The 25,404-nt window shown below is 73.3% G+C and carries 15 protein-coding genes; 8 read left to right on the top strand and 7 right to left on the bottom strand.

Features of this window, described 5'->3' with window-relative positions; all coding sequences use genetic code 11:
• The first annotated feature begins 368 nt into the window (after positions 1-368).
• From ACOJVX_RS11520 to ACOJVX_RS11510, 3 genes are all read left to right on the top strand, one after another.
• A complete protein-coding gene (locus ACOJVX_RS11520; protein WP_026420237.1) occupies positions 369-1,415 on the top strand; it encodes a methyltransferase in 1,047 nt (348 codons plus the stop codon).
• Between the two features lie 75 nt (positions 1,416-1,490).
• On the top strand, positions 1,491-6,758 hold the full coding sequence (locus ACOJVX_RS11515) for a type I polyketide synthase (RefSeq protein ID WP_422647518.1): 5,268 nt from the start codon (positions 1,491-1,493) through the stop codon (positions 6,756-6,758).
• A complete protein-coding gene (locus tag ACOJVX_RS11510) occupies positions 6,755-8,395 on the top strand; it encodes a (2,3-dihydroxybenzoyl)adenylate synthase (RefSeq protein ID WP_103056874.1) in 1,641 nt (546 codons plus the stop codon). Before ACOJVX_RS11515 ends, ACOJVX_RS11510 begins: the two co-directional genes overlap by 4 nt.
• Before the next feature lie 869 nt (positions 8,396-9,264).
• Here the strand turns inward: ACOJVX_RS11510 and ACOJVX_RS11505 are convergent.
• The 3 genes from ACOJVX_RS11505 to ACOJVX_RS11495 all read right to left on the bottom strand — a co-directional run bounded on the left by ACOJVX_RS11505 (position 9,265) and on the right by ACOJVX_RS11495 (position 13,221).
• The gene (locus ACOJVX_RS11505) at positions 9,265-10,113 is read right to left on the bottom strand and encodes an alpha/beta fold hydrolase (protein WP_026420234.1); all 849 of its coding nucleotides are present in this window, start codon (positions 10,111-10,113) and stop codon (positions 9,265-9,267) included.
• A 56-nt stretch (positions 10,114-10,169) separates the two neighbouring features.
• Positions 10,170-11,708 (bottom strand): MFS transporter, encoded by a 1,539-nt coding sequence (locus ACOJVX_RS11500; protein ID WP_035292886.1) that lies wholly within the window; start codon positions 11,706-11,708, stop codon positions 10,170-10,172.
• 112 nt (positions 11,709-11,820) lie between these two features.
• Positions 11,821-13,221, bottom strand: a complete 1,401-nt coding sequence (locus ACOJVX_RS11495) for a nucleotide disphospho-sugar-binding domain-containing protein (RefSeq protein WP_418153605.1) — start codon at positions 13,219-13,221, stop codon at positions 11,821-11,823.
• A gap of 553 nt (positions 13,222-13,774) precedes the next feature.
• On the opposite strand from ACOJVX_RS11495, the gene ACOJVX_RS11490 reads away from it, so the two are divergent.
• The 4 genes from ACOJVX_RS11490 to ACOJVX_RS11475 all read left to right on the top strand — a co-directional run bounded on the left by ACOJVX_RS11490 (position 13,775) and on the right by ACOJVX_RS11475 (position 17,761).
• Positions 13,775-14,992, top strand: coding sequence for a cytochrome P450 (locus ACOJVX_RS11490; RefSeq protein ID WP_030107044.1), 1,218 nt, complete (start codon positions 13,775-13,777; stop codon positions 14,990-14,992).
• 133 nt (positions 14,993-15,125) lie between these two features.
• Positions 15,126-15,905, top strand: a complete 780-nt coding sequence (locus tag ACOJVX_RS11485) for a hypothetical protein (RefSeq protein WP_155886246.1) — start codon at positions 15,126-15,128, stop codon at positions 15,903-15,905.
• 137 nt (positions 15,906-16,042) lie between these two features.
• Positions 16,043-17,017 carry an NAD-dependent epimerase/dehydratase family protein gene (locus ACOJVX_RS11480; RefSeq protein WP_103056875.1) on the top strand — a complete coding sequence of 325 codons (975 nt, stop codon included), beginning with the start codon at positions 16,043-16,045 and terminating at the stop codon, positions 17,015-17,017.
• Positions 17,018-17,077: 60 nt separating this feature from the next.
• Complete coding sequence (locus ACOJVX_RS11475) at positions 17,078-17,761, top strand: O-methyltransferase (RefSeq protein ID WP_026420230.1); 684 nt, start codon at positions 17,078-17,080, stop codon at positions 17,759-17,761.
• A 305-nt stretch (positions 17,762-18,066) separates the two neighbouring features.
• On the opposite strand, the gene ACOJVX_RS11470 is transcribed toward ACOJVX_RS11475, so the two are convergent.
• Both ACOJVX_RS11470 and ACOJVX_RS11465 read right to left on the bottom strand, forming a co-directional pair.
• Positions 18,067-19,179: a hypothetical protein gene (locus tag ACOJVX_RS11470; protein ID WP_422647517.1), complete on the bottom strand. Its 1,113-nt coding sequence runs from the start codon at positions 19,177-19,179 to the stop codon at positions 18,067-18,069.
• A 44-nt stretch (positions 19,180-19,223) separates the two neighbouring features.
• Entirely contained in the window at positions 19,224-20,450 is a 1,227-nt protein-coding gene (locus ACOJVX_RS11465; protein WP_422647516.1) for a cytochrome P450, read from the bottom strand.
• A 439-nt stretch (positions 20,451-20,889) separates the two neighbouring features.
• Here ACOJVX_RS11465 and ACOJVX_RS11460 point away from each other — a divergent pair, with 439 nt between their 5' ends.
• Complete coding sequence (locus tag ACOJVX_RS11460) at positions 20,890-22,413, top strand: 4-hydroxyphenylacetate 3-hydroxylase family protein (RefSeq protein ID WP_337662013.1); 1,524 nt, start codon at positions 20,890-20,892, stop codon at positions 22,411-22,413.
• Between the two features lie 100 nt (positions 22,414-22,513).
• On the opposite strand, the gene ACOJVX_RS11455 is transcribed toward ACOJVX_RS11460, so the two are convergent.
• Both ACOJVX_RS11455 and ACOJVX_RS11450 read right to left on the bottom strand, forming a co-directional pair.
• The gene (locus ACOJVX_RS11455) at positions 22,514-23,872 is read right to left on the bottom strand and encodes a condensation domain-containing protein (protein ID WP_422647515.1); all 1,359 of its coding nucleotides are present in this window, start codon (positions 23,870-23,872) and stop codon (positions 22,514-22,516) included.
• 2 nt (positions 23,873-23,874) lie between these two features.
• Positions 23,875-25,374: an FAD-dependent oxidoreductase gene (locus ACOJVX_RS11450; RefSeq protein ID WP_030107054.1), complete on the bottom strand. Its 1,500-nt coding sequence runs from the start codon at positions 25,372-25,374 to the stop codon at positions 23,875-23,877.
• Positions 25,375-25,404 lie beyond the last annotated feature (30 nt).

The following is a 25,404-nucleotide window of genomic DNA, read 5'->3' as shown; positions in this document are numbered from 1 at the left end:
TTGCGGTTTTATACCGGTCTCGTCCGTTGAGGTCAAGCACGACGGAAGAAGGCTCACCCGGTTCAGCGACGGTGCCTTGGTGCCGACGGGGTGGTCCCCGCCGCCGGGGGCCGGTTCGGCCCGGGAGCCGCCCAGGTCGCTCCGCTGGTCCGTCGCCGCACGGAGGAAGGTGCGAGGCGGTCGCCGCGCGATCAGGATTGACCCCGACAGCGGGGCCGAGGGACGCCCCGGACGGGCGCCTCCGGACGCGGACGAGCGAGCAGCTCGGCCCCGGCACCCACCGCTCGGGTCCCCTCGGCTGGCCCCCGTCCGGCGCCGGCGGGAAGCGGCCTCGACCCCCTCTTCCCCTCGGACCGGCAAGGAGAACCATGACCGGCAGCGGCGACGTCACCCTGAGCGAGGCCGACTACCTCCGGCTGATCATCCACGGCACGACCGCCTTCGAGCTCCTGCGCACCGCGATGGAGTTCGACCTGTTCGAGCGGCTCGAGGCCGAGAACGGGCTGACCCTGGAACAGGTGGCCGACGCCATCGGCGTCGCCGAACAACCCGCGCGGATCCTCCTGCTGGGGCTCGCCTCCCTGTCGTTGGTGACCAGGGAGGGCGAGCGCTACGTCAACAGCCCCGTGATCCGCCGGAAGATGCTCCGCGACGCTCCCCGGTTCCTGGGGCCGCTGCTGGACGTCCAGGCGGAGGTCATCAACCAGTCGATGGGGGACTTCGCCGAGTCGATGCGGCAGGGCACCAACGTCGGGCTCCGGCACATCCCGGGACCCGGCACCACGCTCTACGAGCGCCTCACCGCGCACCCCCGGCTCCAGGAGGTCTTCTACGCGAACATGGGGGACGCCTCGCGGAAGGCCTTCGCGCGGATCCTCGACTTCCACGACTTCTCCGGCGTCCGCCACCTCGTCGACCTCGGTGGCGGCGACGGCACCAACGGCCGCGAACTGGCCAGGCGTTACCCCGAGCTCACCGTGACGGTCGTCGACCAGGAGAGCGTCACCCGGCTCGCCTCCTCCCGGGTGGAGGACCCCGAGCTCCTCGGACGCATGCGCTTCCACCCCGGCGACCTGTTCACCGTGGACCTCCCCCGCGACGCCGACGCGATCCTGTTCTTCCACCTCTTCGAGATCTGGTCGCTGGAGCGCAACACCGAGCTGCTCCGGCGCTGCCACGACGCCCTGCCCGAGGGCGGCGTCTGCCTCGTCTACAACTTCGTCTCCAACGACGAGGGCACCGGTTCGCTCAGCGCCGGTCTCGTCTCCCCCTACTTCCTCACCCTCGCCTCCGGCGAGGGCATGACCTACTCGCCGCGCGACGTCGAACGCGCGGTCCGGGACGCGGGCTTCTCCCACGTCGAACGCCACGACGACCTCGGGTTCAGCCACACGTTGGTCATCGGCCGCAAGTAACCGCGCCCCCGATCGTTCCCACCAACGCCGCCGTGGTGAGGGGCACCGGCGGCGTCGAAGGAGGTTGTCCCCACGATGAGTTCCTCCGAGCCCGTCGCCGTCATCGGGATGGCATGCCGATTCGCCGGGGACGTCGACTCCCCGGAGGCGTTCTGGGACCTGCTGAGCACCGGTGGCGTGACCGTCGACGACATCCCCGAAGACCGCTGGGAGTCCTACGCGGCACGTGGCCCGGACCACGCGGCGGCGGTGCGCCGCGCCCCAGGGCGGGGCGCGTTCCTGCGCGACGTCCGGGGGTTCGACGCCGACTTCTTCGGCATCACGCCACGCGAGGCGGCGCAGATGGACCCGCAGCAACGCCTGGTGCTGGAGGTGTCCTGGGAGGCGCTGGAGCACGCCGGGATCCCGCCCACCGACCTCGCCGGCACGGACACCGGCGTCTACGTCGGCGTCGGATCGGACGACTACGGCCGCAGGCTGTTGGAGGACCTCCCCCGGATCGAGGCGTGGACGGGGATCGGCACGGCCCACTGCGGGGTCGCCAACCGCGTGTCGCACGCCCTGGACCTGCGGGGTCCGAGCATGGCCGTGGACACGGCCTGCTCCTCGTCACTGGTGTCGCTGCACCTGGCGGTGCAGGCGCTGCGGGCGGGCGAGTGCCCGGTGGCGCTGGCAGGCGGCGTCCTGGTGATCACCTCACCCGGGCTGTCACTCGTGCTCGACGCGGCGGGAGCGACCGCCGCCGACGGGCGGTGCAAGACCTTCGACGCCGACGCCGACGGGTACGGGCGGGGCGAGGGCGCCGGCATGGTGGTGCTCCGGCGGTTGTCCGACGCCCGCCGCGACGGCGACCGCGTCCTCGCGGTCATCCGGGGCAGCGCCGTGCGCCAGGACGGCCGGACCAGCGGGATCATGGCCCCCGACGGGACCGCGCAGGCGCGGCTGATGCGACGGGCCTGCGAGAACGCCGGAGTCGACCCGTCTGAGGTCGACTACGTGGAGGCCCACGGCACCGGCACCCCCACCGGCGACCCGGTCGAGGCCGGGGCGATGGCGTCGGTGTTCGGCCGGGGCAGACCGCCGGAGCGGCCCCTGCTCACCGGCTCGGTGAAACCCAACATCGGTCACCTGGAGGCCGGCGCGGGCATCGCCGGGGTCCTCAAGGCGGTGCTCGCGCTCCGCCACGAGCTGATCCCGCCGACCGTCAACCTCACCCGGCCGAACCCGGCCGTCGCCTGGGCGGACTCCGGCCTGCGCGTGGTGACCGAACCGACCCCCTGGCCGAGGTCCGACCGGCCCCGGCTGGCCGGCGTCTCCGGGTACGGCTACGGCGGGACCATCGCCCACGTCGTGCTGGCGGAGGCGGACCCGCCAGACCAACGACGGCCCGAGGACCCCGGCGGCGCGGACCCGTCGGGACACGGCCTCGTCCCGACCGCTCCGCCCGCCCTCCACCCCGTCTCGGCGGGGTCGGCGGCCGCCGTCCGCCGGCACGCCGGCCGGCTGGCCGACCGGCTCGCAGGGGTCGGGAGCCCGCTCGGCGACCTCGGCCACACGCTGGCCCGCCGCCGCTCCCACCTCACCCACCGGGCGGCGGTCGTCGCCCGGGACGGCGCGGAACTGGCCCGGGGTCTTCGGGAGGTGGCCGAGGCCGACGCCGACGCGCTGGTCGGCTCGGTCCTGCCCGGTTCCGCGTTGGGTGCGGTGTGGGTGTTCTCGGGGCACGGGTCGCAGTGGACCGGGATGGGACGGGAGCTGTTGACCGGCTCCCCCGAGTTCGCCGCCACGATCGACCGGATCGCCCCCCTGTTCGAGGCGGAACTGGGTCTCTCCCCGAGGGCCGCGCTGCTCGGTGACCTCCCCCGGTCGGCCGACGTCGTCCAACCGTTGATCTTCGCCGTCCAGGCGGGGCTCGCCGCCGTCTGGTCCTCGCTCGGCTTACGACCGGCCGCCGTCCTCGGCCACTCGGTGGGCGAGATCGCGGCGGCCGTGACCGCCGGTGTCCTCACCCTCGAGCAGGGCGCTCGTCTGGTGGCGCGGCGTTCCGCGCTGCTGCGGCGGGTGGCCGGGCACGGCGGCATGGCCATGATCCGCCTGCCCGCCGAGGAGACCGAGCGGCGGCTGGCCGACCACCCCGACGTGGTCGTCGCCGTCGAGGCCTCCCCGTCGTCCACCGTGATCTCCGGTCCCGCCGGGGCCGTCGCAGAGGTGTGCGCGCGGTGGCGGGACCAGGGGGTCGCCGTGCGCCGCGTCGACGCGGACGTCGCCTTCCACGGGCCGGCGATGGACCCGCTGCTGGACCCGCTGCGCGAGGGCCTGTCCGACCTGGCCCCTGACGCGGCGGCCCTGCCGGTGTACGGAACGGCCGATCCGGACCCGAGGTCGGCGGCGATCCGGGACGCCGACTACTGGGCGCTGAACCTGCGTGGCCGCGTCCGCTTCGCCTCCGCCGTCGCCGCGGCGGTGGAGGACGGTCACCGCCTGTTCCTGGAGGTCTCCCCGCACCCGGTGGTCGAGCACTCGCTCAGGGAGACGCTGGAGCACCTCGGTATCGACGACGCGTTCGTCACGCACTCGCTGCGCCGGGGCCGCCCCGAACGAGAAGCGCTGTCGCGCGGGCTCGGCGCGCTGTACTGCCACGGCGCCGACGTCGACTGGACGCGGCACTGGCCGGGGGGCGCCCTCGTCGACCTGCCCACCACCCCCTGGGACCGGCGACCGCACTGGGTGGAGGAACACCGACGCCCGTCGACGTTCGGGGCCGGCCACGACCCGGCCCGGCACACCCTGCTCGGGTCCCGGCTGCGGCTCACCGACGGATCGGGGGCCCAGGTCTGGGTGACCAGGCTGGACCGCGAGTCCCGCCCCTTCCCCGGCGAGCACCCCGTGCGGGGGGTGGAGATCGTGCCCGCCGCGGTGTTGCTGTGCACCCTCCTCGCCGCCGCGGGGTCCCGAGACGACTCCCACCGGATCGCCGATGTCGCGTTGCGGACGCCCGTCAGCCTCTCCGCTCCCCGGGACGTCCAGGTCACCCTGCGCGACGGCGCGCTCCAGATCTCCGCGCGCCTCGACGAGGACGACGTCGACGACCGGGGTTGGGTCACCCACACCACCGCGAGGCTGCCCGCCGAGGACGACGACGGGCAAGCGGCGCCGGAGGGCGCGGACCCCCGGGTGCCGGCCGGGGACGACCTGCCGGAGTTGCCCACGTCCTGGGTCGTCGAGGTGCTCGCCGAACGCGGCGTCGGGGGCATGGGGTTCCCGTGGGCGGTGGAACGGCTCCGGGGTGGGCCGTCGCGGGTGGAGGCGACCGTGGTCGCCGATCCCGGGGCCGCCCCGCACAGCTGGGCCCCGCTGCTGGACGCGGCCCTGTCGACCGCGTCCGCGGTGTTCCCCGGTTCCCGGTCGCTGCGGATGCCGGCGCACATCCGCCGGGTCTGGCTGGCACCCCGCCCACCGGGCGAGGCCGTGGTCCGCGTCGAGGTCACCGATGAGGACACCGTGGAGGTGCTGATCGGTGACCGGGAGCGGCGCCTGGTCGGCCGGATCGCCGGGCTGCGGTACGGGGTGCTCGACGGGGACATCGCCGCCTCCCACGATCCGGGGGCGCTGCTGCACGAGGTGGCGTGGCGGCCCCGGGGTCTCCCGAGTGCCCCGGCCGGCCGGCTCCCCGGACTGGCGGTCCTCGTCGGACCGGACTCCCCGACGCGGCGGGCGGTGGGGACCGCCTTCGACGCGGCGGGCCTCCCCCACGTGGTCGTGGCGGACGCCGACGGGCTGGACGCCGCCGAGGGCGCCGAGGACGTGGCGGTGGTCGTCGTCCCCGGCGAGCACGGCGCGGACGGCGCGGACGGCGCCGGGCCGGCGGAGGCGACCAGCGCGGCGACCTGGCTGCTGGCGGACACCGCTCGGCGCCTCGCCTCGGCACCGGGTGGGAACGGCGCCCGGCTGTGGTGCGTGACCAACGCCGTCCGGGAGGCGAGGAGCACCGCGTCCCTCGTCCACGGGGCGCTGTGGGGGCTCGGTCGCGTCGTCGGCGGGGAACACCCCGAGCTCTGGGGAGGCGTGATCGACCTCGCCGACCCGGTGCGGGACGCCGGGACCGTGGTGGACGTGCTCCGCGCGGGCCCGGGCGAGGACGTCGTCGCCGTGCGGGACGGCACGCAGGAGGTTCCCCGGATGCGGGAGCTGGCGGGCGTCCCGACGGGGCGGGAGCCGACGTTCCGCCCCGAGGCGACCTACCTCGTCACCGGCGGGCTCGGCGCGCTCGGCCTGGAGGTCGCGCGGTGGATGGCCGGGCGGGGTGCCCGGCGGATCGTCCTGGCGGGCAGGCGCGGCCTGCCGCCCCGCGGCACCTGGGACTCGCTGTCCGATCCGGACGAGCGCGGCCGGGTGGAGGCGGTGCGCGCCCTGGAACGGCGGGGGGTGGCGGTCGTGGTGGTCGCCGTGGACCTGGCGGACAGGGACGCCTCCGCTCGCCTGCTCGACCCCTCGGCGCTGGGACTGCCCCCGATCCGGGGTGTGGTCCACGCCGCCGGGGTCCTCGACGACCGGGTGGTGCGGGAGCTCGACGCCTCGTCGCTGCGCGCCGTCCTGCGCCCCAAGGTGGACGGCGCGTGGGTACTGCACGACCTGTTCCCGCCGGGCACGGTCGACTTCCTGGTCCTGTTCTCCTCCTGCGGGCACCTCCTCGGGCTTCCCGGGCAGGCCGCCTACGGCGCGGCGAACGCGTTCCTCGACGCCGTGGCCGCGCACCGGCGGTCGCGGGGGGACCTGGCCGCGTTGAGCCTGTCCTGGACCTCGTGGCGGGGCTTGGGGATGGCGCGCAGCACCGGTGTCATCGCCGAGGAGCTGGCCGCGCGGGGCACCCGGGAGATCACCGCCACCGAGGCGTTCCCCGCGTGGGAACTGGCCGCCCGCCACGAGCGGGCCCAGGTCGCGGTGCTGCGCACCGTCCCGCTCGGCCCGGGTGACCGACGGCCCCCGTTGTTCTCGGAGCTCGGCGTGGACCACGCCGCCGACCAGGCCGGGAAGGGCGCTGGCGCGTCGTCACCCTCGGCACGGGAGGCCCTCGGGTCGCACGCCTCGCTCGTCGAGGAGATCAGCCGCCAGGTGGCGGAGGAGACCCGGCTCCCGGCGGACGACGTCGACCCCCGCCGGCCGCTGGTGGAGATGGGCGTGGACTCGGTGATGACCGTGCGCATCCGGCGGGCGCTGGAACGCCGGTTCGGGTTGTCGCTGCCCACCACGCTGTTCTGGGACCAGCCCGACATCGACTCGGTGGCCGCGCTGCTGGTGGAGCGCGCCGGGTCGGGAGACGACACGAACGGGGAGGCACGATGAACCCGGACCTGGTGGTGCCGTGGCCGGCCGATGCGGCCGAGACCCACCGGCGGAACGGTTGTTGGCTCGGTCGCCCGTTGGGGCGGTTGCCCTGGGAGTGGGCCGGGCGCTGGGGGGACCGGGTGGCCATCGTGGACGGGGAGCGGCGGTTGACCTACCGCGACCTCGCGGCCTCGGTGGACCGCCTGGCCGAGAACCTGCTGGGGCTCGGCCTGCGCCGCCACGACGCCGTCCTCGTGCAGTTGCCCAACGTGGCGGAGTTCGTGGTCGTCACGCTGGCCTGCCTCCGCGTCGGTGTCGTGCCGGTGATGATGTTGCCGCCACACCGCGAGTACGAACTGTCGTCCATCGGCGCGCACGTGGACGCCAGGGCGGTCGTCGTCCCGGACGAATGGCGGGGGCACGACCACCAGGACCTCGCCGTGCGGGTCGCCGAGGCCCTCCCCTCCCCCGCCCGGGTGCTGGTCGTGGGGGACGAGGTCCGGCCCGGGTGCCACGACGTCCGCCACCTGGCCCGCCCGGACGGGGACGAGCGGCGACGCCGCCGCACCCTGGACGCCCAGGCGCCCCCGTCCTCCGACGTGGCCCTGTTCCTGCTCTCCGGTGGCACGACGGGGGTTCCCAAGGTCATCGGGCGCACCCACGACGACTACGAGTACAACATCCGCCGGAGCGCGGATGCCTGCGGTTTCGGGGAGGGCACCGTCTACCTGGCGGTCCTGCCCGCCGGGCACAACTTCCCCCTCGCGTCACCGGGGATCCTGGGAACCCTCCACTCGGGAGGACGGGTCGTCCTGGTGCCGACCCCTAACCCGGCGGTGGTCTTCCCCGCCGTCGAGGCGGAGCGGGTCACGGTCACCTCCGCCGTCCCGGCCGTGGCGCTGCGCTGGGTGGCGGCGGCCGAGGACACCCGGCACGACCTGTCCAGCCTGCGGTTCGTCCACGTCGGTGGTTCGGTGCTGTCGCCCTCGGTGGCCGAACGCATCGGACCGGCGCTGGGCTGCCGCGTCCAGCAGGTGTACGGGATGGCGGAGGGGTTGATCTGCTACACCCCGACCGACGCGCCTCCCGAGGTGGCGCACACCACACAGGGACGCCCGATCAGCCCGTACGACGAGCTGCGCGTGGTGGACGAACGGGGCCACCCGGTGCGGCCGGGGGAGGTCGGTGAACTGCTCACCCGGGGTCCGTACACGCCGCGCGGGTACTACGGCGTCCCCGAGCAGAACGCGGTCTCCTTCACCTCCGACGGTTTCTACCGCACCGGGGACCTGGTGCGCCTCACGGCCGAGGGCGACGTCGTCGTGTGCGGACGGGTCAAGGACCTGATCAACCGGGCTGGCGAGAAGGTGTCGGCCGGTGAGATCGAGACGCTGGTGCAGGAACTGCCGGCGGTCGCCGAGGCCGCCGCGATCGCGGCCCCCGACCCGGAGGTGGGCGAACGCGTGTGCCTGTTCGTGCGTCCCCACCCGGGACGACCGCCGTCCCTCGACGAGATCGCCGCGGCGCTGACCGCGCGCGGGGTGGCGGCGTTCAAGATCCCCGAACGCCTTGAGATCATCCGCGACATGCCGCACACCCCGGTGGGGAAACCGGACAAACCGGCGCTGCGGGCGTTGTTGGCCGACCTCGACTGACCACGTCCCCGACCCCGAGGTGCGCTCCCACCGGGGGCGCACCAGGGGCCGGGTCGGCGATGCAGGGTGCTCCGCTCCGCTCGGGCCGGCGCCAGCCCCGACCGCCTCCCTCGGCCGCGCCAGCACCTGGCGGTAGCGCGGACGCGGGTGGCCGCCCCTCGGCGGGCCACCCGGTCGACCCCCGGTCCTCCGAGGTCGCCCGGGACCGGGCACCGGCCTGGCTCGTCGCGCGACTCGGGCGCGTGAGCCGCCGAGGGTGCGAGTGGGCCCGTGCCACCACCTCGGGTGCGCCGGGTGACCCCGTTCGAGGCCACCACGTCCCGACCGCCGAGCTGGGCGCGGCCCCGCCTCCGCTCCGGTCGTCCCGGGCAGGGGTGCGGTGGGGCGTTCAGTCCGGGCCGCGGTGGGGCGTTCGGTCTGGGCGTTCCGGCTGGGCTGCGGTGCGCGTTCACTCTGGGCGTTCCGGCTCGGGTCGCCGGCCGGCGGGAGGACCTCGTCCGGCTCATCCCGGTGGGGCGGCGTCGGCCGGTCCCCCGCTCCCGGAACGACACCGGTCCGCCCCTGGCCACGGGAGTGCCGACCGGCCGTTCCTCACCCCGGGGAGGGTGGGACCACCGCGGCGGCGAGGCTCCGACGGCACGCTGCGCCGCCCGGGTACCGGTTGCTCGGGGACGACCCCGGCGCGGTCCGCGGCGGAGTGGCCACGGGACACGCCGGCGCCCCCGGGACCAGTCCCGGGGCGCGTCGCCGGAAGAACGGACCGAGGGACTGGACCACCTACTACGCCTGACGGACAACCAGGCACGGTTCACCGTCCACGACCTGTCCACCGACAAGCCGATCCCGTGCGGGCCGGCGATCCGCGGGCCTCAGTGCTCCCGGGCCCGCAGCAGTCCGCCCAGCTCCGCCGCGAACTCGTCCGGATGGGTCACGTAGCCGACGTGACCGCCGGAGAAGTGCGTGATGTCGAGGCCCAGCCGCTCGGCGAGCACCAGGTTGGGCCGGTACGGGAAGTGCTCACGGGAGTCCGCTCCCCCGGCCAGCACGAGCCGGTCCGAGACCGACCGGAGCACGTCCAGGTCCGGTCGGTGGGCCGGGTAGGGGATCACCTCGTGTTCGAACCAGAACAGCTGGTTGCGGCGCAGGCGGTCCAGCATCTCCGCCAGGCGTTCCGGGGACTGCTCGGTGTGCGCGGGAGCCCGGGTCGACGTCGTCATCCCCATCGCCGTCCTGAACATCCGGCGTGCCTCCTCGACACCCGACCGCTGGTAGGTGGCGTGGAGGTCGCGGTAGAAGCCGAGCCAGCGCCGGGAGTCCGCCATGACCGAGGCCAGCGGCGGCTCGTGGGAGACGGCGGTGCGCAGCCCCTCCGGGTACCGCTCGACCAGCGCGAGGGCGATGATCGCCCCGGAACTGCTGCCGAACACGTGGGCCGGCCCCGACGACAGGTGGTCCAGGAGAGCGCGGATGTCCTCGACGTCCTCCCCGATCCGCCGGTCGTCCTGGACGGGCCCCTCGAGCGTGCTGCGGGAGAAACCCCGGCGGTCGTAGGTGATCACGGTGTGCCGCCGGGCGAGCCGGTCCGCGAGCGGAGCGAACGGAGCCGCGTCACCGTTGCCGGTGGGGATGATGAGCAGCGGCGTTCCCGACCCCCGTACCTCGTGGTACAGGCGCGCCCCGGGCACCCGGAGGAACCCCGTCCTCGGTTGGTGTTCCACGTGTCCTCCTCATGGGAGCGGCCGTGGCGGGCGTCCCACCCGCCACGGCGCGCCGGTCACGGGGCGGGAGCCCTCGGGGTCGGGACGTCGCGCAGCGCGACGAGGGCGAGCCCGGTGAGCACCACGAAGGCGACCGCGCAGATGCCCGCCGCGGTGTTCAGCCCGGCGACGAAAGCCGCGCGGGCCGACTCGACCAGTGACGCCGCGACCGGACCTGGCAGGCCCTCGGCGACGACGAGCGCGCCAGCGAGGGTCTCCCCGGCGACCGCGCCGGCGCCGGTGTCGGCGACCTCGGCCGGCAGTGCGACCCCCGAGCGGTAGACGGCCGCTCCCACGCTGCCGAGCAGCGCGATGCCCAGGGCGACACCGAGTTCCCCACTGGTCGACTGGAGGGAGGAGGCCGACCCGGCCTTCTCCGGTGGCGCCGAGGGCACCACGATGCGGGCCACGAGCGGGCCCACCGGACTGACCCCGAAGTAGACGACGGTGAACCCGGTCATGAGGACCGGCAGCCCCGTCGTCGGCCCCACCTGGGTGAGGACGAGCATGCCGACGGCGGCGACGGTGGTGCCGATCGCGATGAGGTGCGCGGGCCGCAGCAGACCGCTGACGGCCTGGCTGACGAAGATCCCGACCGTGAGGGCCAGGGTCGGGACGAGCACCCACAGCCCGGCCACCAGGGGCGAGAACCCCTCCACCATCTGGAGGTGCTGCGCGACGAAGAAGCCGCTCCCCGACTGCACCCCGGCGACCAGCAGGCCGATCAGCAGGGCCGCGCTGACCGCCCTGATGGAGAACAGGCGCAGGTCCAGGAGCGGGTCGTCCAGCCGCCGCTGGCGGAGGACGAACGCCAGGCCCATCAGCGCCCCGACGAGGACGGCCAGCACCGGTCCGGGCTGCCAGCCCAGCCGGGCGATCTCCTTGAGCCCGTAGATGAAGGGCAGCAACGCGCCCAGGGAGAACAGCACGCTCACCGCGTCCGGCCGGCCCGCCGAGGGGTTGGCGAACTCGGGCAGGACGGCGCGGCCGGTGACCAGCAGGAGCAGCATGATCGGCACGGCGACGAGGAAGACCGAACCCCACCAGAACCACTGCAACAACACCCCGCCGAGGACGGGTCCGAGCGCGACGCCGGCGGTCAGGGAGGCCGCCCACACCGAGATGGCGATGCCGCGCTGCCGGGCGTCGCGGAACATGACCATGATCAGGGCGAGGCTGGAGGGCACGATCGTCGCCCCGGCCACCCCCAGCGCCGCGCGGGAGGCGATGAGCATCTCGGGCGAGGAGGAGTAGGCGGCGACGACGGAGACGACGGCGAACACGGCGGCGCCGACGAGCAGCAGCCGCCGGCGTCCGATGCGGTCACCGAGGGTGCCCATCGTGACCAGGAACCCGGCGGTGAGGAAACCGTAGGCGTCGGTGATCCACAGTTGCTGGCTGGCGCTCGCGGACAGCGTCGCGGTCAGTTCCGGCAGGGCCAGGAACAACACCCCGATGTCCAGCATCGTCATCATCGTGGGCAGCGCCAGCACCGCCAACGCCAACCATTCCCTCCGGCCCGCCGTGGACGGCGGACCACCAGCGGACACGGGCATGCTCTCTCCTCCTCGACGTGGGTTCCTGGTCGTCCCGGTCGCCGCCGGGAGCCGGTGGTGGCTCCCGACGGCCGGAACCGACGCGGCCGGCGGGCCGCGGGTGTCACCGCCGTCAGCGGCGTTCCGCCGTCATCCCCTCCAGCAGGGGCACCACGTCGGCGGGGCTGGGCATCGCCAACCAGGACTCCCGGACGTCGCGGGCGCCCCGCTGGAAGGAGGGGTCCTCGACAACGGCGGTGATCATCCGCCGGATGTCCTCGACGGAGGTGGTGCGGTGGTTCAGGCGCAGGCCGGCACCCCGCGCGACCACGTAGTCGGCGGTGAGGGTGGCCTCGAGCTTCTTCGCGGGCAGTTCCCACGAGGTGACCTTCTCGACGACGTCCTCGCTGATGCCGAACTCGAAACCGACGCGGTAGGTGCCGTCCCCGGGGCCCCGGGGATCGACCTCCACCGGGCGCATCATCAGGGTCTCGCCGGTGTCGCAGACGATCTGCGGAACCCTCATGGCGGCGGGCGCGGCGAAGGTGCCGATGCCACCGTGGTGGATCAACGCCGAGCAGGTGGGCATCAGGTGGGTCAGCGGCACCCACTCGATGACGCGGACGTTGTCGGGAATCCGACCGACGCCCTCCAACTGCGGCTCGTTGAGGGTCGCGACCAGCTCGACGTCGAGGTCCGCGACGGCCTCCAGGATCATCGGGGTCCGCCCCCAGTCCCCCTTGATGAACCGGCGGGTGGACTCGCCGAGGGACAGCGCCACCCTCGGCCGCTCCGGCCGGTCGGTCAACCAACGGGGGAAGGCCTCCGCCCCGTTGTAGGGAACGTAGCGCATGGCCAGCGTCGTGGTGCTGGTCGGCAGCACCATGCCCGGCGGCATCGGGTCCATGCTCCACTGGCCGTACAGGAGCTCGTCGTCGATCTCCATGCCGTACTTCTCCGCCAACGGGGTCATGAGCTCGACCTGCGGGTTCGGGGAGAGCCCCGCCGCGAGGAGTTCGGTCCCGCGCTCGGCCAGCCGGTCGAGGCTCCAGGCCAGGATGTCCGGGCCGATCAGCATCCGGGCGTGGGCCGCGCCGCACGCGCGGGCCGCGAACGGCCCGCAGGCGAAGGTCGGGTCCCAGATCACCAGGTCCGGCTTCCACTGGCGTGCGAAGTCGATGAGTTCGTCGGCGTAGGGCAGGTCCGTGCGGATGTAGTCGGAGATCGGGTTCAGCAACCACTGGTAGTAGGCGATCCAGTGTTCGCGGCCCTGCTCGTCGAGCCCGAGGGCGTCGGCGTACCGGAGGACCTCCTCGGGGTGGGCGGGTGCCCGCGCGTCGGGCCGCGTCCGCGCCTCGTCGACGGAGGCGTCGCCGAGCCCGACCGGGGTGAGCCCGGCGGCCGTGACCGATCCCTCGAACCGCGCGTGGGTGGCCACCCGGACCTCGTGGCCCGCGCTCTGGAGCCCCCAGGCGAGCGGCACGGCCGGCCAGAAGTGGGCGTGCGACGGGTAGACGATGAACAGCACTCGCATGGGGTCTCCTCCGGAACGTGTCGGCCCCGCCCGGCGACGGCGGGCCGCGAACGGCGTCGGGCGGCGGTCGCCGACGGAAAACGGTCCGCCACTGCTGTCGGCCAGTCGAAATCGCGCTCATCATGGTTCGCGGCGAGGAGACCGACCGCACCTTCCAGAATGCGCTCCGGCCCGCTGGGCCGGAATGGTGTTCGGGGCCGCGTCGCGAACGGTTCCGCGCGCGGTCCCGCCACGCGGGGAGCCCGCTTCCCGGTCCCTGGCCTCGGGTTTCGGCGATTCGCTCCCCGCACGCAGGAAGAACCGAGGACGCGCGTCGATTGCTAGGTTGGGCGTGGTGATCGAGGCGGGCCGGTTCACGGTCACCACTCGATCCCGGTGGTCCGCACCATTTCGGCGGACCCACCCCGAATTCCCCTGAACCGGATCTCCCTTTCCCGGTGGTTCCCCGGACGTCGATTCCGGTGGATTCGCGTGGGAGTCCGGGACCACTGACGAGGAACCGCCCAGGGCCCGTGGGTCACGAGCGAGGACCGAGAGGAAGAGCTGAGCCGTCATGCGTGGATATGAGGACGCGGTAGCGCTCCCCGTCGAGGTGTTCGCCGACCCCGAGGCCCTGTTCGCCCGGCTGGGGCACCGGGGCCCGGTCCACCGGGTCACGCTCCCCGACGGGATGCCGACCGTGCTCGTCACGGGGAACCAGGCGGCCAGGGACGCGTTGTCCGACCCCCGCCTGGTCCGGGGGATCGGGGCCGCCGCGCCGGAACTGCACCCGTACCACCCGATGGGGGGCGAGGACTTCCCGCTCTCGCGGCACATGCTCTTCGCCGATCCGCCGGATCACGAGCGGCTTCGGCGGTTGGTGTCGAAGGCGTTCACCCGGCGCCGGGTGGAGGCCATGCGTCCCCGCGTCCAGGAGATCACCGACTCCCTCCTCGACGCCGTCGCCGACCGGGGTTCCACCGACCTGGTCGAGGCGGTGGCGCTGCCCCTCCCGATCGCCGTCATCTGCGAGATGTTGGGCATCCCCCGGGAGGACCGGGGGGAGTTCGAGCAACACGCCGAGGTCCTCACCGGCATCAACTCCTCGTCGTCCTACGAGGACATCATCACCGCGGGCCGCTGGCTGGACACCTACCTCGGCGGGCTCGTGGAGGACCGGCGCGCGCGCCCCGGCGACGACCTGGTGTCGGCGATGGTGCTCGCGCAGGAGCGGGACGACCGCCTCAGCGACGTCGAGGTCCGGTCGAACTCGATGCTCCTGCTGAGCGCCGGGTTCGAGACGACGGTGAACCTGATCGCCAACGGGATGCTCACCCTGCTCCGCCATCCCGACGACCTGGACCGGCTGCGGGCGGATCCCGGGCTGGTGCCCGCCGCGCTCGAGGAGCTGCTGCGCTTCGACAGCCCGGTCTCCAGCATCACCTACCACTTCGCGCGGCAGGACCTGGAGCTCGCGGGTGTCCGGGTGCGGGCCGGCGAGCACGTCGTGATCTCGGTGGCGGCCGCCAACCACGACCCCTCGGTGTTCCCCGACCCGCACCGCCTCGACACCGCGCGGGAGACCGGTGGACGGGTGCTCGGTTTCAGCCACGGCATCCACTACTGCCTGGGTGCTCCCCTCGCCAGGATCGAGGGGGAGATCGCCGTCACGACGATGTTGCGGCGCCTGCCCGGCCTCCGGCTCGCCGTCGACGTCGCGGACCTGAGGTGGCGGCCCACGTACAACCTGCACCGGTTGACGGCCCTGCCCGTGCGGTTCGACGCCGGCTGACCGCGACCCCGACCGCAGCCCGTCGCCGCGCCCGAGGAGCCCTGGCCAGGCGTACCGGGGGCCCGCACCCGCGCCGCGCCCCGCGACCAGCCCCACCACACCAGCTGACGAACCCACGAATGGAGCCATGACCATGCGAAGCCGAACCAGGACGAGGACCGTGCTCGCGGCGACCGCCGCGGCCGCGATCGTGGTCGCGGGGTGCAGCCCCGAGTCGAGCACGGATCCGGTGGTCTCGGAGGCCGCCCAGGAGACGGCCTCCGAGACCGTCGCGCCGGCCGGGCCGGCCGACCTCCAGTCCGTCCTGCTTCCGGTGGAGGAACACCCGGAGGGCAGCCAGATCCACGCGGAGATGCCGCTGCGGGAGGCCACCGCCCGGATGATGCCGGGGACCGGCGAGCCTTCCGGCATCGTGGTCATGCCGCGCTGCGTCAGCTACTTCTCCGTCATCGGTGGTCTGGAGGAGCTGGACGGCTGGTACCAGTTCGGCAACCGCGCCGACGGCGCCCTGTTCATGGCCTTCGTCGCCGAGGCCCCGGACGAGAACGTGCTGGACCTGATCCGGATGCGCGTCGAGGGCTGCGGTGAGGGTTTCCAGACGATGCAGGGCTGGCCGCCCAGCGCGACGGGGGGCGGCGAGATCGTCTCCAGCACCCTGTCGTTCTCCGAGCGGGAGGTCGCCGAGGTCCCCGACGCCCAGACCCTGGGCATCACCCAGTCCATCTCCTTCCACGACGAGGAGAACGAGCTGGTCAGGACCATCCGGGAATCCTGGCAGTGCACCGAGGGGCCGTGCGACTCGCAGGACTCCATGGTGTTGACCGACGACGTCTTCATCTGGGTGCACGAGGGCGGCGCGGACACCACCGCGGACACCGTCGCCGCGGCCATGCGCGAACGGGTCGGTTCCTGACGGGCCTCGACCCGCTCGCCGACCGGATGCGGGGGCGGTGCTCGCACGGGCACCGCCCCCCGACCCAGCCCGACCGATCTCCCAGCTCCGCCCCCGCACCGGGGGCGTTTCCCCGTCCAGGAAACCGGAGGAACCCGATGGCGCGCGCACTGGTGACCGGCGGCAACGGCTTCGTCGGCGGCCATCTCGTCGACCGACTCGTCGCGGACGGCGACGAGGTGACCGTGCTCGACGTGGCACCGCCCGGCGGGGCGGGGGGCCACCGGAGCGACGTGGAGCACCTGCCGCACGACGTCCTCGACCGGACCGCCCTGGCCTCGGTGCCCGCGAGGTTCGACGTCGTGTACCACCTGGCGGCCGTCGTCGGCGTGGACCAGTACCTGGCCCGCCCGCTGGAGGTCATCGACGTGAACCTCCAGGGGACCCGCAACGTCCTCGACCTGGCGCACCGGTGCCGGGCCAGGGTCGTGGTGGCCAGCACGAGCGAGGTGTTCGGGAAGAACCCGGCCGTGCCCTGGAGCGAGGACGCCGACCGGGTGTTGGGGCCGACCTCCGCCGACCGGTGGGCCTACTCGTCGAGCAAGGCGTTGATGGAACACCTGACCTTCGCCTTCGCGAGGGAACACGCGCTGCCGACCACCGTCGTCCGCTACTTCAACGTGTACGGCGCCCGCCAGCGACCGGCCTACGTGGTCAGCCGGTCGATCCACCGCGCGCTCAACGGCGAGGAGATGGTCGTCTACGACCGGGGCGCGCAGACCCGGTGCTTCACCCACGTCGACGACGTCGTGGAGGGCACCGTGCTGGCCGCGCGCAGCCCGAGGGCGGTCGGTGAGACGTTCAACGTCGGCAGCATGCGCGAGACCAGCATCCGCGAGGTGGTGTCGCTGATCGCCGAGGCCACCGGCGGATCGTGGACCGAGGTGGACACGACCCGGCACCTCGGCTCGGCCTACGAGGACCTGCCGCGGCGGGTGCCGGACAACACCAAGGCCCGCACGCTGTTGGGGTGGAACCCCGACACCCCGTTGGACGAGGGCATCGCGCGGACGGTGGCCTGGGCCCGGGACACCCCCTGGTGGTTGGCCCAGTCGGACACCGGGGCTGGCTGAGGTCCCGGCGGGCCGGCCGCCGCCCCGTCGTCACCCCCGGAACGAGGTGGGAGGAACGAGATGCGCCACGGGAACGACCCCAAGCACTTCCTCGTCGACCGGGCCACCGGCGACTACCTGGCCCGGTCGAGCACCACACCGGTTCCCGCGCTGCGGTCCCTCGCCGCGCGGACCGCAGCCCTCGGGGAGGCGGCGGGCATGGCCGTGCCCCTCGAACAGGCGGCGCTGCTGACCCTGTTGGCCAGGACCCTGTCAGCGCGGAACGTCGTCGACCTGGGCACCTTCACCGGGCTGTCCGCGTTGTCGCTCGCCCTCGGGGTGGCCGAGGGCGGCCAGGTGACCACCTGCGACGTGTCCGACCGGTGGGTGGGGCTCGCCCGGGAGCACTGGCGGCTGGCCGGGGTGGCCGACCGGGTGCTGTTCCGGCGGTCGTCCGGGGCACGGGTGCTGCGGGAGCTCGCGCAGGGGCCGCCGGTGGACCTGGTGTTCGTGGACGCCGACAAGATGAACTACCCGGCCTACTGCCGGGCCGCGGTCCCCCTGCTGCGACCCGGGGGCCTGCTGGTCGTGGACAACGTGCTGATGGAGGGGTGGGCGGTGGCCCCGGAACGGGCGGAACCGGGCCTGCCCCGCCGGTGCGCCGAGGCGGTGCGCTCGGCCAACGCGTCCCTGGCGGAGGACGACAGGCTGGAGACGGTGATGCTGCCGGTGGCCGACGGTCTGACGATCGCCCGCCGCCGCTGAGGCTGGTTCGCCCCGCCCCGACCGTGCCGCCCGGCGCTCGCCCACCCCCGGCGGTCCTCACTGGTCCCGTTCCCGTGTTCGCCGTCCCGCTCGGCCGCCGTCCCGTCCCCCTCGCCCCGCACGGCACGACGTCCCACCTCGTCCCGCTCCCCCGGGTACCGCGACCAGCCCCGGCCTCGCCCCACCGCCCCCGGTCCCCACCCGGTCCACGCGCCGTGCCGCCGCGGGTCGGGCACGGCGGTGGGGCCGACGTCGTCCCCGGCGGGAACGTCGTCGGCCCCGGCGCGCGCCCCGGACCTCCCGCGTCAGCGGCGGACCCGCCGTTGGAAACCCAGGTGGGCGTAGTGGTCGGCGACGGCGTGGAAGGCCTCCTTGGGTTCCACGCGGTAGGGCGAACCGTGCTTGGTGATGTCGTCCCGGATGGTCTTGACCAGGGCCATGCTCGCCATGTCCAGGTCCAGCGCCGGGTCGTCGGAGTGGGGGTGGGTGGGGTGGATGAACTCGGAGATGGTGGCGCCCCTGACCCCGGCCCGCTCGAACACGTCGAGCATCCGCAGGTGGTAGTCCGCCTGCGCGCCCTCGTCCCGCGTGTACCCGTCCAGGATCGTGGGCACCGGGCCCTCCCGGTCGACGACGTCCCAGAAGAAGAACGCCTTGTCCTCCGCTCCCCGGTAGGTGGCCGTGCCGTACTCGGCGACGTCCACTGGCAGTCCCGTCTCCCGGTAGGAGGCCAGCAGGTCGAGGTGCTCCTCGGCGGTGCGCGCCGCGGGCAGGTACTGGTACATGAGGGCGACGAAGTCGAAGAGGTCCCAGTCGACGTCCTCGAACGGCGCCGCCGCGTAGCCGACGTCACCCCCGAAGACACCCCGGACCAGGTTCTGCGCGTCGTCGAGGAAGGCGTTCAGCCGGGGCGCCGCGGCGGCGACGTCCACGGTCCGGGTGGGGACCAGCAGGTGGTGCTGCGCGTCGGCGTAGATGTTCGCCATCCGCTCGTGGTACTGCCCCTCGTCGAGCAGCCCCGGGGTGAAGAGCAGGTGGACCGCGCCCACCGTCATGTCGATGTCGGCGCCGTCCACGCGGAGCCGCTCGGCGATCCGGGCCGCGGTGACGAGGTGTTCGAGGACCTCGGTGCGGGGGCGGTCCACCAACCGGGGTTGGAGCTGGACGTGCAGCCCGCGTTCGGCGACGGCGGTAGCCGTGATCTCCAGGCGCCGGGGGTCGCTGCCGTACACGGTGACCGAGTTGGCGTTCAGCTGGTCCGTGATCAGGCTGATCTCCTCGAGCATCCGCGTGGAGCTCCACACGTCACGTGACAGCGGGCCCTGCCCCGTCTCGAAGTTCGTTCCGGTGTCGTAGGCGACGCCGCGGCGGGCCAGGACCCCGTCCGTCGGGGAGCCCTGGCTGTGCGGAGCTGTCATCGTGGTCGTTCCCTTCGTGGTCGCGGTGGTACCTCGGGCGGCTGTCACCAGGTCACCGGGAGTTCGTAGAGGCGTTGCAGCGTGCCGTCGGTGTTGTTGCTGGGCAGTTCCTCGGTGGGCACGGCGGACCGCAGGTCCGGGAACCGTTCGACGAGGCGGCGGAAGGCGATCTCCAGTTCGAGGCGGGCGAGGTTGTCGCCGGGGCAGCGGTGGATGCCGTGGCTGAAGGAGAACGACGGCCGAGGGGGCCGGCGGATGTCGAAGTCGTCGGGCGAATCGGTGAACCGGGGGTCGAAGTTCACCCCGGCGCAGCTCACCAGGATCCCCTCACCGGCCCTGATGACACCGCCATCCAGCTCGATGTCCTCCACGGCGACGCGGGCGAAGACCTCCACGAGCGACACGTAGCGCAGGATCTCCTCGACGGCGGCCGGGACCAGGTCGAGGTCGTCCCGCAGCGCCTGCCACTGCTCGGGGTGGTCGAGCAGCGCCAGGGTTCCGAGGGAGATGACGTTCGTCGTGGTGTCGGTGCCGGCGACGAGCATCGACATCGCGATGTGGGCCAGCTCGTCCCGGCTCATCTTCCCCGGGTGGAGCTGGTCGACGATCAGGTCGTCGATCAGCCCGGTGGCGCCGGCCCCCGGGTCCCGTTCCTTCCTGGCGATGAGGCGGTCGAGGTAGGCCATCAGCTCGGTGGTCGCCTCGTCGGCCAGTTCCGGGACGAACAGCTTGTGGGCTGGCGTCTCGAACTCCTCGTGGTCCTCGTAGGGCACCCCGAGGACCAGGCTCATCACCATCGACGGCACGGGCTGGGCGAACCGGGTCACCAGGTCCGCCGGTTTCCCGGAGCGCACCAGGTCGTCGAGGCTGTCGTCGACGATCCGCTGGATGTCGTCCCGCAGCTCGGCGGTGCGCCGCATCGTGAAACTCGGCATGATCGTCTGGCGTTGCCGGGTGTGCTCGGGTGGGTCGACGCCGAACAGCACGTCGGCGTAGCCGCTGTCGACGACCTTCTCGAACTCCTCGTTGAGCAGCGGGTAGTTCCCGTGCTGGGGGCGGATCGACACGCGTCGGTAGTCGGAGAGGACGGCGCGGGCCTGCGCGGCGCCGGTCACCAACCACGCGTCCCTGCCGTTGTAGAGCCGGACCTTCGTCATCGGTCCCGACTCGCCGAGCCGGGTGTGCCGGGTGGAGGGCCGGTACGGGCAGGTCGCCGGGCGGCTGATCGGGAACGACGGCGGTCCGTCGGCGCTGGCTGCGGAATCGTTCATGGGTACCCCTCGATCGGATGTCGGCCACGGCGCGGGAACTCGCGGGACCGCGTCTCCTCCCGCTGGACTCCGGGCATGGCGGGTCCGTCCCGCCCTCATCGTCGTGGCGTCGCGCTCCGGGCCGCATCTCCCGGCGTGCGGGGCTCCTCCCGGCCCCGGCCGGGGCGGGTGGAGGCGCGGCCACACCCCTCCACCACGGTGTTCCGCCGACCGGGGGCGAGGGTGCGGACGGGGCACGTCCCGGGGTGCCCACCCGGTCGGCATGTCGCTGCGTGCGGCATCGCCGGGGAACGCTTGTCAGCCCAGGACGGCGCCGTGATCGTGGGTTCCGGCCCAGTCCACCACCGACACGACGGGGGCGTCATCCATGAGCACAGGCCAGGATTCTCGTGCGGGTGGGGCGGCGCCACCCCCCGACCGCGACCGTGGCACCCGGCCGATGACCGGGGACGAGTACGTCGAGAGCCTGCGGGACGACCGGCAGGTCTTCCTGCACGGCACGCGGATCGAGGACGTCACCCGGCATCCGGCCTTCCGCAACCCGGTCCGGATGACCGCTCGCCTCTACGACTCCCTGCACGACCCGGAACGCCGTGACGTGCTCACCGCGCCGACCGACAGCGGCGGCGAGGGTTACACGCACCGCTTCTTCCGGGCGCCCCGCACGGTCGACGACCTGGTGGCCGACCAGCGGGCGATCGCGGAGTGGGCGCGGATCGGCTACGGGTGGCTCGGGCGGGGGCCGGACTACAAGGCGTCGTTCCTGGGGACCCTCGGCGCGAACGCCGACTACTACGGCCCGTACGCGGACAACGCCCGCGCCTGGTACCGGCGGGCGCAGGAGAAGGTCCTGTACTTCAGCCACGCGATCGTGCACCCGCCGGTGGACCGGGACCGCCCGCCGGAGGAGGTGGGCGACGTGTACGTGCACGTGGAGCGGGAGACGGACGCGGGGCTCGTCGTCAGCGGGGCGAAGGTCGTCGCCACGGCGTCGGCGCTCACCCACCACGTCTTCGTCGCGCACTACGGCCTGCCGATCCGGAAACGGGAGTACGCCCTGGTGGCGGCGGTGCCGACCAACTCCCCCGGTGTCCGGTTGATCTGCCGCCCCTCCTACTCGGCGACGGCCTCGGTGATGGGGAGCCCCTTCGACTACCCCCTGTCGTCCCGGTTGGACGAGAACGACAGCGTCCTGGTGTTCGACCGGGTCCTCATCCCCTGGGAGAACGTGTTCGTCTACGGCGACCTGGGCAGGGCGACGCTGTTCACCGCGCGGTCGGGGTTCCCGGAACGCTTCATGTTCCACGGCTGCACCCGGCTCGCGGTGAAGTTGGAGTTCATCGCGGGCCTGCTCGCCAAGGCGCTGGAGATCACCGGCACGGCCGACTTCCGAGGCGTGCGCGCCCGCCTCGGGGAGGTCCTCGCCTGGCGGAACCTGTTCTGGGGCCTGTCCGACGCCGCCGCCCGCAACCCGGTGCCCTGGAAGGGCGGTGCCCTGCTGCCCAACCCCCAGTACGGGATGGCCTACCGGTGGTTCATGCAGCTCGGGTACCCGAGGGTCCGCGAGATCGTCCTCCAGGACGTCGCCAGCGGGTTGATCTACGTCAACTCGGGCGTCGAGGACTTCGACGACCCCCGCATCCGCGGTGACCTCGACAGGTACCTGCGGGGGTCGGGTGGGGTCGAGGCGACCGAACGGGTCAAGGTCATGAAGCTGCTGTGGGACGCCGTCGGCTCGGAGTTCGCCGGTCGGCACGAACTGTACGAGCGCAACTACGCCGGCAGCCACGAGAACACCCGGATCGAGCTGCTGTCCGCGCAGCTCGCCGACGGCACGGTGGACGGTTACCGGGCGTTCGTGGACCAGTGCCTCGACGAGTACGACCTCGGCGGTTGGCGCGCGCCGGACCTGGAGTCCTTCGAGGACCTGCGGCGGGCGGGACGTGACCTGCTGGGTCCCTGAGACGCCGGTGAGGTGCCGGGACCGTCTCCTCGACGGTCCCGGCACCGGGGGCGGCGCGGCGGGCTCGGGAACCGGCCTCCGCCGCGCGGGGCGCGGGGCGCTACTCGGCGGCGGAGGCGACGACCGAGTCGCGGAGCACCGAGGTGAGGTCCCGGACCTGGGCGGCCACCGAGTCCTCGTCGAACATGTTCGTGGTGTAGCCGACCTTGCCGTACACGACGCCGTCAGGTCTCGGTTCCAGGGACCAGAGCAGGCCGTCCGGCAGTTGGGATCCCTCGGCCGCGGACAGGGTGCGGCTCCGGATCGCGCTGAACGTCACGTCTCCCGCCGTCCGCTCACTCATGATGAACGGCGACTGCACCACCTGGAAGACCGCCGCCGCTCCCCCGGGGTCCTGCACCGGGTCCATCAGGTCGGGGGCCGCCGCCGAGAGCTGGAGGAAGGGGATCTCGTGGTCGTAGGCGGCCAGGCAGGCGGTTCGCGTGCGTTCGATCACCGAGGCCAGGTCGCCGCCGCCGATGTCGACGCGCAGCGGCAGGAAGTTGTAGAAGCTGCCGACGGTGTCCTGGATCCACCCCGGGCTGCGGCCGGGCGTGAAGGTGGGGACGACGAGATCGCTGCTCCCGGTGCGGTCCCGCAGATAGGTGAGGTAGGCGGCGAGGTACACCATGAACGGTGAGGAGCGGGTCCGCCGGGCGACGAGGTCGACGGCCCGCCCGTACCGCTCGTCGAGGACGAAGCGGTGCCAGCCGGTGCGGAACTCGCCCTCGCTCGGGCGGGGCCGGTCGGTGGGGATGGCCGTCATCCGCGCCCCCCGCAGGTTCTCCCGCCAGAACGCCAGGGCCCGAGCCGTGGACGGCCCCTCGGCCTGGGCACGCTGCCACGCCACGTACTCGCGGGGCTGCCGCACCTGCGGCAGCACGGGGAGCCGGTCTCCCCGGCGGGCGGCGTAGAACTCGGCGAGGTCCCGCATCACCACCTGCGCCGACCACCCGTCGACCATGGTGTGGTGGGCGATCAGGACCAGGACGCCGTCCTGGTGGTCGAACCGTCCCAGCACCATCCGCAGGGCGGGGTACTCGGTGGCGGGGAACGGGCCGGCCTCGATCTCGCAGGCGAACCGTTCGGCGGTCTGGTCCCGGTCGCCGTCGGCGGGCAGGTCCCGCAGCGTCAACTCCGGCTCCGCCGCCGGCCGAACCGCCTGGTGGGCGTCGTCGCCCTCGACGACGATGGAGGTGCGCAGCGCCTCGTGCCGGGCGACGAGGTCGGTCATGGCGGCGCGGAGGACCTCCACGTCGATCCTGCCGTGCACCCGCCAGCCACCGACGATGTGGTAGTAGGGCCCGAAGGGGCCGCTGTCGTCACCGTGGTCCATCGCCCGCAGGAACTCCTGCTGGGCGGTGAGCGGCACCCGTTCCGCCCCCTGGCCCGGCGGGGTGCGTGACGTGTCGTGCGCCATGATCAGACCTTCCCTTCGGTGGTGGCCCCCACGGGTGGGGTCCAGTGGAAGCCGTCGGCGGACGGGACCAGGCCCCCGGGACGCACGGGGCGGGTCTCGTCGAGGTTGTCCCCGGTCGCCGCGTGCACCTGGATCCGGGCCCCGGCCCGGGCGACGTCCTTGGCCAGTGCCGAGCTGAGCAGGTCGCGGTCCTCGCCCTCCCGCTCCACGGGCTGGTCGACGATGTCGGCCAGCTCCTGGAAGGCGGCCTGCCGCTGGGCCGCGTACGCCTCGGGGGTGACCAGCGCGAGCTCGGCCGAGGCGCCACCGCCGACGAGCTCCACGAAGGACTCCATGCTGGTGGCCTGGCGGCCGAGGACCTTCTTCGCCCGCCAGAAGTAGGACTCCTCGTCCTGGTGCATGTCGTAGAAGCCGACGAGGAAGTCGTGGAACCGGGTGTACTCCATGCGGTACCGGGTCTCGAACTCCTCGAACGCGGTGGTGTCGTCCAGGTCTCCCCGCAGCACGGTGTTCAGGGATCGGGCGGCGAGCAGCGCGCCGTAGGTGGCCAGGTGCACGCCGGAGGAGAACACCGGGTCGATGAAGCAGGCGGCGTCACCGGTGAGCACGAGACCGGGCCGCCAGAAGCGTTCCTGGATGTAGGAGTAGTCCTTGCGGACCCGGATCTCGCCGTAGGGTCCTTCGGTGACCCGACGCGCGTCGGCCAGCAGCTCGGCGATCATCGGGCAGTCCTGGATCAGCCTGGTGAGCGCCTCCTCCCGGTCGCCCCGCACCCGGTCGAGGGCCTCGGGGAGCACCACGGCGCCGACGCTGGTCAGCTCGTCGGTCAACGGGATGTACCAGAACCACCCCGAGTCGAAGGCGGCGGCGACGATGTTGCCCTGGTTCGGCGCCGGCATGCGGCGCCCACCCTCGAAGTAGCCGAACAGCGCCAGGTTCCGGAAGAACTCCGAGTAGCGTCGACGGCCGCCCACGCGTTGGTGGATGCGGCTGGTGTTGCCGGAGGCGTCGACCACCCACCGGCACCGCACCTCCCGGCGGCGGCCGTCGGCGGAGGACAGGACGACGCCGACCACCCCGCCGTCCTCCTCGACGACATCGTGGACGGTGGTCTCCTCGACGACCTCCACCCCGTGGCGCCGGGCGTTGTCCAGCAGGATCTGGTCGAAACGCATCCGTTCGACCTGGTAGGCGGTGGAGGAGTCGCCCGCGAAGCGGGGTGACGCGCCGAAGGAGAACGTCCAGGGCGTGGGGTTGCGGCCCCACCGGAACGTGCCGCCGCGCTTCACCACGAACCGGGCCCTCTCCAGTTCCTCGGTGACGCCGAGGAGTTTCCCGATGCCGTGCACGGTGGCGGGGAGCAGGGACTCCCCGATCTGGTAACGGGGGAACCGTTCCCGCTCCACCTGGAGGACGCGGTGACCCTGTCGGGCCACCAGGGTCGCGACCGTCGAGCCGCTGGGTCCGCCGCCGACCACGACGACGTCGTAGGGATCACTCACCGTTGCTCCTTGTCGGGTCTCGGGGCATTC

It is taken from the genome of Actinoalloteichus caeruleus (assembly GCF_049311605.1).
Classification (GTDB): Bacteria; Actinomycetota; Actinomycetes; order Mycobacteriales; family Pseudonocardiaceae; genus Actinoalloteichus_B; species Actinoalloteichus_B caeruleus.
The sequence above is the reverse complement of the archived record's forward strand: the minus strand, read 5'-3'. Positions and strand labels throughout refer to the sequence as shown.